The organism is Paenibacillus sp. ISL-20 (assembly GCF_018613005.1).
GTDB lineage: Bacteria > Bacillota > Bacilli > Paenibacillales > Paenibacillaceae > Paenibacillus_AQ.
The window spans coordinates 1-10,819 of record NZ_JAGGRD010000072.1 but is presented as its reverse complement, the minus strand read 5'-3'; the positions used below and the strand labels follow the sequence as shown (position 1 = coordinate 10,819).

Sequence of the window (10,819 nt, the reverse complement as noted above, 5' to 3'; positions counted from 1 at the left end):
TTAATTGCGTTTTATATAGTTCTTTTTTTAATGAATTATTCGAATCAAAATAAGCTGCTAAATTAGCCATATCTTGTCCGTATTCAGGATTAGGAGGAGACTTAATTTCCAAAGTGCCCTTTGAACCTTCAATTGAAAAGTCATATGTAATTGCATTTTTCAACATAAAATGTATTGTGTTTGAGCTTTCATCAACTTTCATCTCTGAAATATCACTCATTTCATAATCATTATTGACTAGAAAATAATGATAATTCTCAACCAGTTTTAGAGAGTGCATCACCACTTCATCACTTCTTACCATACAACCGGGTAAGACCAAAAAGAACACAGATACAGCAAGTATAGTAAGTTTAATTTTTCTCCAATTCATTACTTTCACCCTTCCCTGTGTCTTTCTCCCTTTTCCTGAAGGTTCCACAAAAGCTCTGCAAAATGCTTCTGAGAACTAACACCAAAATACCGAACAAGTCTCAACTCATATGGTGTCTTCTGTAAAAGTTCGGCAACCGACGTACACCCCGTTCGATGCAATGAATTTGAAATGCGAGCATTGATTTGGGTATCTGGGGACAATTCAACGAGCTCATGAATAGATTTCTCCTGAATATGCTGCGGTAAAGAGACCAATTCCATAAGTGGCTTAGAATCATTTTTCGCTAAGAAAAACCACATTGTAGAAGATTCTTCATTTAAAAGAGCGCGCTGTTTGGCCTCCTCAACTTTAGGGTAAAGAATATGATAATTTGGATCTTCTCTATTCTTGTTTAATGAATCGATCAAATAATCGAGCTCTCCTAGCGATAAATTCCTTATAAAAGCCATCTTCCATCCCCCATAATAAGTAGTAGGTATACACTGTATTTGAAAAGTCACTCATTTACCTGCTGCATGATCCGATTTCCTACTTGGATCCCTCGAACTCCAACCCATATTGTACCCAGCGCTGAGACGGTCATTTTAACCTCATTGGGGATACCAAGTAACGTGGTCGAGATCCACCAAGCAAGCATTAACCAACCTGCCCACCAAAAGGCAAATCCAATTTGTCGAGCCTCCAGTGACGGTCTAAGACGCAATTGTTCCCGAAACATATATTGCGAAGCTCCAAGGACGATAAACATAATAGCAACTCCCCACATACCTTATCTCCTTTCCGTTTCCGGCCGCAGCTCACTTTCTCGTCACGATATTTCGCTTCTTCATAATGACGACTTGTCCAGTTCTTACCAAACACGCCGAGCAGTATCTTTTGCCTTCAGTATTTTTCAATGGGTTGCTATTCACATTACGGCATTCTGGACAAACAAAAGTTTCACCAGTTTTCTTGAAGTTGCTATGCGTTCTTCTACCCCTTGATTTTTTTAACTTATGCGAAGTCCCGTTAGAACCTCTAAATCCCATAATCATTACACCTCAAGCCAGCTTAATCTTATCGACAGTATAATTCTACCATTCCACTATCGACAACAGTACCCAAAAAACGTGATTTACTGAGGTTTTCTACAATCATAGGAACGCAAAGGAGGATCAGAAGAGCAATGAAATCTACCGGCTCTTAGCAGCTTGCTGCTTAGAGCCGGTAAGTCGCTTGCCCTTCCCGACTGGACGAGCTGGGGGACCCAAGCTTATTTAATATGGAATTGCTACTTGACCGTTTATTTCATAAATCAGATGATGTGAAAACTCATCAGATACCATGGATCGGTAATCTGGGATATGCATAAGTCGCATCATCTCATCTGAACGGAACATTCGCCAACGCTTTTTGCACTAAATAACCGAAAACCATCCCAGGATCCCATTGTTCCACGAAATTAAAATCACCGGCCAGCACCGAAAATGGCCGAATTTGAGAAATCCAGATCCAAACTATTGCACAAAATATGATATTGAGACATATATCTAAGGAAAATAATATAAATCCAGTCCATGTATTGCCATTATTTACATCCGAGGATAAAATAAAGGGAATATATAGCAGTTAGTTCACGGTAAGACGGAGCAATGAAAGAACTCATAACATCTATAGGCTTACCCTAGTTGTCAGCCTTATGCTAAACGGAGGTGCGAATGAAGTTATATCTTTCTTATGTTGTTATTATGATCGTCGTTTATTTTATTCTGGATAGAACCTTATTAAAACGTAATCGAAAGGAAATTGAAAGCACGATTTACACTGGAGCTTACCAATGGATCAATAACATTACCGGTATAGTTTTTATCTTACTAATAGTACTTATGGATACGAGTCAAATAACCCCATGGCCAGGACTGTTGTGCACTTTGTATTTCTTTTATCGGATGGTTATAGAAAGAAAACATAATAAGGAATCGAATATTCATGTGGTATCATTGACTATGTTGGTTATTTCAGTAGCTTTTACAATTTTTTGTTTTATTTTTTGGGGAGATAAAGTTTCGATCTTATTTCCGATTTTTAAATAGAAAAATTAAAACTGCCCTAAAGTCGCTTGTGACTTTAGGGCAGTTTACATTAACTCTGACCGATCCAGTTTCCATCCATTGTTTGAAGGCGATTAATCGATGCTTGTTGAATATAACGGATCTCTGCACGACCTGAAGAAGTTGTGACGATGTATTCAAGGAATGCAACATCGAGCTCAACGCGTTTATATCTGTTGGTGTTTTGCGCCATAAACACAAGTGCATCATTCAATTTTCTCAAGCCTTCTTCAAGTGCTTTTTCCAATTGAAAAGAACTGACAATTGCTTTAATAACCTCCCATGTTGTATAGGAAGCACCTACAACACCAGCCCACGGCCCAAAGGCTGCTCTACCAAAGATAGTGAGGACTAGACCTGCATTAAGTCCGATAGCATTGAAATCTGACAGAATCTTTTCCACTGGATGCTTTTTTTTCACAGCATCCAATACAGCGGTGTTTACCTGTACTGCTTTACCCAATTCACTAATATCCAAATCCATAAGTCCGGTGTATTCACGCCAATCCATAATAGTTCCTCCAATAATATAGTTATTTAGTTATCGGAACTAATGGGATAATGACCTCAATAAACCGTATCCCTCAGCTTACCGGGTCAATCAGCTCCCTTTAACTATTTCTATAATACTATATAGCGTTACGTTACGCAATATATTATTATAATTTTTTTTCTAGTTTTTAATTTCTTGCTGTAGTTTCAACTGTCATCTTTTTTTATTGGGCGTGTAGAAACTTCACTTTGGTGATAGGTTCTAACTAACAAATTCATTGCTTTATCAAGTTGACTCAGACGCTTCTCTAAAGAGTCCATTTGTTTTATTAAACTTAACCAGTATTGTTTGTAGCAGAATGAGCGATAGGGCAATTGGAAAACTCACATTGCCAACCAATACAGCATACCCTCGAGTCCTCGAAGATACCGATCCCAAAGCACGCATCAATCACCTTCTCATGTACATAAGGAAAGAAAGGCTGTAAAAGCTTCTTCAGCTGCATGTATGATGTGCTCTTGTAATACTGTGGAACCTGTTCAATCATAACCACACTGGCAGCAGAAGGAACATAGTCCGTATGCTTCCGGGTCAAATCCCCCAGAAATACAGATCCTCCTCTGAAATTATGCATGTAGGCATCAATCGCAGCCGGCCACATATCCAGTCCACCGACTGCCTCGTAAAAACCAGAATCACAAAGTGCGGCTGTTGCGAGACCTCCTCCAGCCGGCGCAGAATACAGTCGAAGCTTTTGCAATTCCACGCCTTGCAGCATCGGCTTCTCTACGAAAAATAGATCAAAGGAACGTTCCCGGCAATGACAATCATTCCGTCACTAATCAGCAGATCAATTCGTTCCCGAGCATGGATGACAGCCGTTACCTCTTTACTGCATGCTTCGTACAAAGGCCGAGGATGAGCCCAGCTAGGACGTTTACGTTTGGAAATCGTGCGCTCCATGGAATCGCTGCGAGTCAAAATAATCGCATCACGCGTAATCGTTTGCTTCACACCTTGTCCAACTGTAAAGTCGGTTGCTTCCAATGATGTAGGCTCAATCCAGATCCGAGTATTTTCACGGTGATAACCGGTTATCATGTTACGCACTAATTTCACGGCCATGCCATTTTTCGCCCCTTTTACGATTAGCGGTATGGATTTATGAGGAGAAGCTACCTAAAAGCTGATCAACTTTCTGCAAGAAATAACGATTCATTTTTCGATGCATGAAAGCTTCGACTCGGTCAGTCTTCGTCTCCGTCCACGCTTGAAGTTCATGTTTATGAATCCTTACATGGTAGACAACTCCATCCATTGGTACCTTGATCTTCTCACCTTTGGAATACCTACCGAGGTAGTCGTGGATTACGGTCATCTTGGCATGCTTAGCCCCATTGTTTGTAAAGTAACCGAGCAGCAATATAGGTTTCCGTGTCGATGACCGATAGTAAATGCGAATTTCACTCATAGTTACTCCCCTCACCAATTACAATCTTCTTCGTATAGAGTGGATCGGTTGGATAGGCCCATTCTAAGAGCCCCTTCTCCCCTTCCTCTTGCCTCATCTGGTAATACCATTCTCCGTTATCTTCCACCTCTCTTGGGCAATCGAAAATATCCGGATGAGGGTTATAATTCAACGTTCCAGTCCTCCACATTATAAAGCAAACACCATTGGCAACACGCCTCTCCATCGAACCTTTCCAGAGCCATTGGCCTTCCATTGGATTGACCCTCCTTAAATATTCTTAAAATCTGTTCGTTTTCAAGCTATATGGACCTTGCCTCGCTCCTGTAGATTTCCTCGGTATATCGCCCAGCCATGAGCAGGGCGATATACCGAGAAGTTATTTCACAGCAGTCGAGCAACTTAAACATGTGGGAAATCCAAAACCTCTGCGATCCGAAATGTATTCTTCCATGAGCCAGCCTGCCTCCCGAAGCTTCAGATCCGTAAACTTATCGATCGCATCAAGATAACCATCAGGTTTGCCCAGCTCAGTGATCGTATGATAGAAGTCATATTCAGATCCTTCGTACTTATCCTCAAATTCTTTGGCCCATGAAATAACTTTTTTTGCTAAATATCCGTACTTGAGAGATCTAAATCCGTTTTAGGCAGCGCGTCCATAGCGATAAAAAAACCAATCATCATTCCGATTTCGGCTATATTTTCTTGGATCATTGCTTCCCGTTCCTGCTGTGAAATATTGTTTGTATTGTTCATTTGTTTTCCACCCTTCCACTGCCTTTGCATGAAACACATGTTTTCCGCCTACCCTACCTGTTCCCAGACAGTCATCACAATCTTTTATATGTCATGTCATGAATTAATCCCTTTCAGGCATTGTTCACTCCAGAGAAGCCGCATTCTAACAGATATGAAAACAAGAGAACTGCCATGAATGGCAGTTCTCTTAGTTCGATCCTCAATATTCCTTATAATATTTCAATCAATTTCTCATTAAATTTCTTATACTGCTGCGTCACCTTTGTAAAGGTCTCCGTTTTATCATATGTCACATGCAACAATAACATCAAATTTCCATGGAAAAGGATTTTGGTAAGATTTGTAGAATAGTTCTCTGTACCTATAAATATACATTCGAAGGGAGTCAAAAGAAGTGCATCGTACTACTAGACCAACAGTTTTATCAATCCAACAGGACTGAACCCACCCAGACTAAAAGGACGGTTAACAGTCAATCTCGGGCATCTAGTCCTCAAGTAAACAGGACTACCGTCAGCCAAGCAAGGGGAGCGGGGAGTCAATCGAATAATACAGGTAATATCAAGACGGTTATTTGTCGCAAATGTAAGTCGTCGCAAATTGTTGCCAACAAGAGAGGTTACAGCTTTACTAAGATGTTTAGTACACTTGGAATTATGATTCTTATTGGCATATTATCAATCGTTTTAGTCGGCGTTGATTTTGCGTATGGCATCTTTGGTTCTAGTTCTAAATTGATTGGGGCAGTTGGTGGTATAGGTATGTTTATTATGTCCCTTTCATTACCAATAAGTATCTTAGTTGGATTCGTTGGGAGAAGCACTCTTATAAACGGCTGTATGAATTGCGGCTTTAAGTGGACGCCTGCTAAGAAGAAGTAAAATCCAACATCAATGAGTATTTCCATTAGTATTTGGTGGGGTGGCCTTCCGCTACCCTCCCGTCTAATCCACGGGCTTCGCCCTGTCTTTTCTGATCAACAATCCGTAACATTCCACATGCACTGTATCTCCTTAGGAATTGCCCTGTTGCACATATTTTCCGAACCTTTGTATTTAGGAAGCCATCTATTGCATCCAGGCAGACCCTCGGATCATGGTGATCCGGGATCTTTTGGGTTTTCTTCAACTACTCTTCCGGTTTTTGCTTCATATTTATCCAGTCCAATGAAGTTGGCATTTTCATTAGTCAGAACATGATGATCTTTGTGGAGGATGAGTGCACATCAGCCGCGTTGAACAGATAGTAAACTTCTCAGTCGACTTCCCGTGAAAATGCTGCTCACTAGCAGTACGAATCCACCAAACAGATAGGGCAAGTCAAAATGGACTTCAAATAAAATACCTGCCAGCATCGGTCCAAATATCGTACCGAGACTCGTATAAGCGTTATTCATCCCTGCAACAAATCCCTGTTCATCCCCGGCCACTCTGGATAGCAGCGTATTGATCGTGGGGCGCAATATATTATTAAACGTAAAGAACAACATCGTGACTACCATGACATAGTAGAAATGGCCTGAGAATAATAAGAATACAAGGGATACTGCCGATAACAATAGCATGGCAACGATGATCCGTTTTTCTCCGAATCGTCGTGTGATCCGGTCAGTGAACAACAATTGATTCAACGTGCCGATGAGCGAACATACGGTAAGCAGTATAGCGATTTGACGCGTCGTGAATCCGTAGACTTGTACGACAAAAAGCGGGAAAATCGCTTCAAAATGCGTTAAACCAAAGGTCATGGAGAAAACAATGAGCAACAGGACAAAATAACGAGACCGAACCGAAAGCACGATTTGCCGGAATACATTCTCGCTCTTCTCCTTCACTTGACTACGCATCTGGCGAATATCCGCCGACAGCGATTCAGGCAATCCCCATAGACTGCAAACCATTGCCAGCAGCCCTACACATGCGGATACATAGAAGGGCATCTTGATGCCCCATTCCGCAAGCAAACCACCCACACCCGGACCAATAATAAACCCGGATGTCATCGACGCACCTAACCATGACATGGCCTTGCTGCGCTGCTCATCTGCTGTAATGTCGGCAATATAAGCAATGATGGACGGGATTAAGGCTGCTGAGCCTATTCCGCCAATCAACCGCGATACGAATAATAAAGTTAGATCGCCCGCGAACGCTGCGAGCAAGTTGGAGATGGCGAACAAGATCAAACCTATGATAATCATGGGTTTACGGCCATATCGATCTGACAAATTACCTGCAAGAGGTGAGAACAGAAACTGGGTCAGGCCGAAGCAGGAGACCAAATAGCCCGCGGCCTGTCCGCTTACCGTAAACTGCTCAAGAAGTTCCGGTATGATCGGAATGACAAGCCCCATACTTAGATTAGCGAGAAACATGTTGAGCAGTAGTAATGGAAACGCTGACTTTTTTAACATTTAGGACCACCTATTTCGAATGGATAAAAACCATGAATCGGAAACTGAATAACAGTCCCCCCTTAATCTACATTTGTATATGTTAGCATGCGGCTATCTACAATAAAAATATGAAAAACATATAAGGACTTAATCTCTTTTTGATATACATGAAGGATGCTTCTGTACGAACCTTACAGCGACCGGCAATATCAAGTTCAGACATCGGTTTACCCCATCCGAAAAGCAAATCCTTATCGTAAAAAACAACCGGTCAATAACACTTACATCAGATGCACTGATTCATTCCGATCAAGGTTTCCATTACACAAATCCAGTGTTTCAAAAACTTGTAAAAAAGGTGGGGTTAAAACAATCCATGTCCAGACGTGGAAATTGTTGGGATAACGCCCCTCAAGAATCATTCTTTGGACACTTTAAAGATGAAACAGATATTAAACCATGCGAATCATTGGGCCAATTAAAACAAGAAATTAAAAGCTACATGACGTATTACAACCACTATCGATATCAATGGAACTTGAAGAAGATGACTCCTGTACAGTACAGAAACCACCTTCTTCAGAGTGCCTAACCTTTTTTCAATTGTTCTTTACACGGGGTTTGTCCCTCGACAGAAGATACTCTCTGCTGGGCGACCGCTGCTTAGCTTACATTTTGACAACCAATTCAACTACCTGCCCGTTCGTATTATAGGCCATTGACTTATTGATCAATGGTTTCTATAACAACGGCCTTTCCAAAATCTTCACTTAATAGAATCTCAATTAATTTGTGCGCAGTGTATTCAGGCCTTTGTAGTCTCCCTTCCTCAGAAAGTTGAATAAATTCATTAACATATGGGAAAAGGTCGCTACTCAACTCGTCTCTTCTCGCAGATCATGCTCCATGAAGAGAATATCGCGTTTCATTTCCTTCATGGCCTGTCTTGAAATCCGCCCAGTCTCGAACATGGATTGGATGTTGTCTCTCTCCAACTGAATTCCGACCCGGGCCAGATCTTGCATCGATATGTCGAACTCTTGTCGGGTGTAGGTGTCCGATTCGTTTCTGGTCAGACGCAGCAATATACTTTCATATTGCAAAATCAGCGAGCTGACCGTCTCCATATCCGATTTCCCTTCTGCAAGCAGAACATTTAGCTGCTCAATGATATAAGCCGTATTTTGAATTTTGAGCCTGGTCAATTCAGCGCGTCTTTCTCGGATGCTTAATCGGGCTGGATTCAGCATCCCGAACATTTCGAACCATTGCTTAACGGGAAACATCTCTTTTTTATAGCGGACATCTCTTGTGCGCATAAACAACATTTGGTTAATTCTTTTAAGGTAATGGTACGCTGTGTATGGATTTACTTCTTTCTTATTAAGCGCAAGCAGAGTATTCTCTCTTTCCCATTTTAGAATAGACAGGATCAAGGAGCGCTGTACCTTATCTGTCTTTTCATCTTTCCTGAGCGTTCTGATTCTGGAAGTGTACGTATTGATAGTCTGGGCCATCGCCAGCCGGTTCCGGCCCGTGGTCAGTTCATTTAACCCGGAAACAACATTCCTCAGAATCTCAATTTTTGCCTGAATCTCGTCCTCTTCCTGCTCCGTTTGCGTTTCTTTCCCCAATAAAAGCGGCAACAGATAGTTGGAGGCCAGAAGAGTCCACAGGATAACTCCAGCCGCAAAGAAAATGATCAGATCCCTTGCCGGAAATGAAGTGCCATCATTAAGAAAAAACGGCAGTGACAAGGCACTCGCCAGTGTAATCGTTCCCCGGACTCCCGATAGACTGAGAATAAGAGCCTTCTTCAACCTGAGCCGCCAAGGACCGCGCGGTTTGGACCCTTCGGAAATATCCATCAGAATTGCCCAGATGAGACGCAGCCCGAGTACAGCCGTGGTCAATAATAGTGTGTACATAATTACTTTAAGATTTCCAATTTCCGGGCTGCTCCAAATCGTCTGAATAATATCAGGAAGCTGTGTGCCAAGGAGTAGGAAGACCAGCCCGTTCAATACAAAGATAATGACCGACCAGGTGCTTTTGGATACAACACTCAGCTTGGCTACCTCAGGATTTATTTTCTTGTAACCCAAAGAATGGGCGATTCCTGCGGCGACGACGGCCAGGATACCGTTGACCCCCAATTCCTCCGCTGCCATGAAAATCAAAAAGGGAGTCAGTATCTCTATCAGCATGTGGAGCGTGACATTCTCCATCCCCAGTTTCCGCAACCACTTCACCACACCATATTTTACAAAGGTGAGTAGAATGCCCAGTACCACACCGCCAAGCGAAATGGAAATAAAGCTGATACTGGCAGATTTGAAAGAGAACACACCAGTGACCATAGCCGCGACGGCAAACTGAAATGAGACGAGCCCTGATGCGTCATTTATTAAAGATTCTCCCTCGAGAATTTGCATCGTCTGATGGGGGATCTTCACTTTCTGCTCCAGTGCACCCACGGCCACAGCATCGGTAGGTGCTAGTGCAGCCGCCAATGCGAAGGATGCCGCCAGTGGGATGACCGGAAGTAGCCAATTCAGGAAATAACCCATCACGGCCACCGTTACAAACACCAGACCCAGTGCTAGCAAAAGAATAGGTTTCTTCAGCCTCCACAGCGCTTCTTTATCCGCATGCCTGCCATCATTGAACAGCAGAGGGGCAATGAACAGAAGCAAAAACAGCTCCGGATTTAATTTCAGTTCATAGTGCCAGGGCAGCCAAGTAATCAACATCCCCAGCACGATTTGAATAATAGGCACGGAGACCGAAGGAATAAATCGGTTAACTAAATTGGATAAAGAGACTGCCGCCAGCATCAGCAGAATAAATTCGAACAATTCCAAATGAATCTTTCCTCCATATCGATCTGCAATCAGCAGCTGTTCGTAATAATAGGTTTCTAATAAGAATTCATCTTATTGTAAAATATCTTTTTAAACTGAATGTAAATCGTCTCCAGAATTTGTATACCCTCCCCCACATAAAGTGAGAGAGGGCTTTGTCATGGTTAAGATGTGTCGAATGTTTACTTAAGCTGCGATATGCAAATTTAGCATCGCTGCATCCACCTTTAACTCAACTCTCTGCTTTACCACTATTTCGCGCGAATAATCTTAAACTATCCTGTCTGTTAGCACAACGCGGCTGCCGATCATGCCGGCAGCCGCGTTTTATTTATTAAGCTATCGTGCCCGTTAGCATTCCTGTAGAG

Annotated in this window: 11 protein-coding genes and 1 pseudogene; 1 reads left to right on the top strand and 11 read right to left on the bottom strand. The window is 42.2% G+C overall.

Features of this window, described 5'->3' with window-relative positions; all coding sequences use genetic code 11:
* From J7E85_RS32505 to J7E85_RS32455, 10 genes are all read right to left on the bottom strand, one after another.
* Positions 1–373: hypothetical protein (locus J7E85_RS32505; protein WP_215164095.1), on the bottom strand; the 373-nt coding region annotated here is incomplete at its 3' end.
* Positions 374–378: 5 nt separating this feature from the next.
* Positions 379–825, bottom strand: coding sequence for a DNA-directed RNA polymerase subunit alpha C-terminal domain-containing protein (locus tag J7E85_RS32500; RefSeq protein ID WP_215164094.1), 447 nt, complete (start codon positions 823–825; stop codon positions 379–381).
* A gap of 47 nt (positions 826–872) precedes the next feature.
* Entirely contained in the window at positions 873–1,142 is a 270-nt protein-coding gene (locus J7E85_RS32495) for a hypothetical protein (RefSeq protein WP_215164093.1), read from the bottom strand.
* 1,355 nt (positions 1,143–2,497) lie between these two features.
* Positions 2,498–2,977: a hypothetical protein gene (locus J7E85_RS32485; RefSeq protein WP_215164091.1), complete on the bottom strand. Its 480-nt coding sequence runs from the start codon at positions 2,975–2,977 to the stop codon at positions 2,498–2,500.
* A gap of 316 nt (positions 2,978–3,293) precedes the next feature.
* Positions 3,294–3,737 carry a hypothetical protein gene (locus tag J7E85_RS32480; protein ID WP_215164090.1) on the bottom strand — a complete coding sequence of 148 codons (444 nt, stop codon included), beginning with the start codon at positions 3,735–3,737 and terminating at the stop codon, positions 3,294–3,296.
* 8 nt (positions 3,738–3,745) lie between these two features.
* Positions 3,746–4,084, bottom strand: coding sequence for a hypothetical protein (locus tag J7E85_RS32475; protein ID WP_215164089.1), 339 nt, complete (start codon positions 4,082–4,084; stop codon positions 3,746–3,748).
* Between the two features lie 338 nt (positions 4,085–4,422).
* On the bottom strand, positions 4,423–4,602 hold the full coding sequence (locus tag J7E85_RS32470) for a hypothetical protein (RefSeq protein ID WP_215164088.1): 180 nt from the start codon (positions 4,600–4,602) through the stop codon (positions 4,423–4,425).
* 440 nt (positions 4,603–5,042) lie between these two features.
* On the bottom strand, positions 5,043–5,189 hold the full coding sequence (locus J7E85_RS32465) for a hypothetical protein (protein ID WP_215164087.1): 147 nt from the start codon (positions 5,187–5,189) through the stop codon (positions 5,043–5,045).
* Positions 5,190–5,811: 622 nt separating this feature from the next.
* A complete protein-coding gene (locus tag J7E85_RS32460; RefSeq protein WP_215164086.1) occupies positions 5,812–6,099 on the bottom strand; it encodes a hypothetical protein in 288 nt (95 codons plus the stop codon).
* Between the two features lie 318 nt (positions 6,100–6,417).
* On the bottom strand, positions 6,418–7,605 hold the full coding sequence (locus tag J7E85_RS32455) for an MFS transporter (RefSeq protein WP_215164085.1): 1,188 nt from the start codon (positions 7,603–7,605) through the stop codon (positions 6,418–6,420).
* Positions 7,606–7,843: 238 nt separating this feature from the next.
* Between J7E85_RS32455 and J7E85_RS32450 the strand changes: the two are divergent.
* A pseudogene (locus tag J7E85_RS32450) lies at positions 7,844–8,179 on the top strand (IS3 family transposase); the annotation flags it as partial.
* A gap of 283 nt (positions 8,180–8,462) precedes the next feature.
* Here J7E85_RS32450 and J7E85_RS32445 read toward each other — a convergent pair.
* Entirely contained in the window at positions 8,463–10,451 is a 1,989-nt protein-coding gene (locus J7E85_RS32445) for a Na+/H+ antiporter (protein WP_215164084.1), read from the bottom strand.
* Between the last annotated feature and the right edge of the window lie 368 nt (positions 10,452–10,819).

Coding starts and splice junctions, on each gene's coding strand:
- J7E85_RS32500 (WP_215164094.1), bottom strand. CDS start 825: ATGGCTTTTATAAGGAATTTATCGCTAGGAGAGCTCGATTATTTGATC.
- J7E85_RS32495 (WP_215164093.1), bottom strand. CDS start 1,142: ATGTGGGGAGTTGCTATTATGTTTATCGTCCTTGGAGCTTCGCAATAT.
- J7E85_RS32485 (WP_215164091.1), bottom strand. CDS start 2,977: ATGGATTGGCGTGAATACACCGGACTTATGGATTTGGATATTAGTGAA.
- J7E85_RS32480 (WP_215164090.1), bottom strand. CDS start 3,737: ATGCTGCAAGGCGTGGAATTGCAAAAGCTTCGACTGTATTCTGCGCCG.
- J7E85_RS32475 (WP_215164089.1), bottom strand. CDS start 4,084: ATGGCCGTGAAATTAGTGCGTAACATGATAACCGGTTATCACCGTGAA.
- J7E85_RS32465 (WP_215164087.1), bottom strand. CDS start 5,189: ATGAACAATACAAACAATATTTCACAGCAGGAACGGGAAGCAATGATC.
- J7E85_RS32460 (WP_215164086.1), bottom strand. CDS start 6,099: ATGGAAATACTCATTGATGTTGGATTTTACTTCTTCTTAGCAGGCGTC.
- J7E85_RS32455 (WP_215164085.1), bottom strand. CDS start 7,605: ATGTTAAAAAAGTCAGCGTTTCCATTACTACTGCTCAACATGTTTCTC.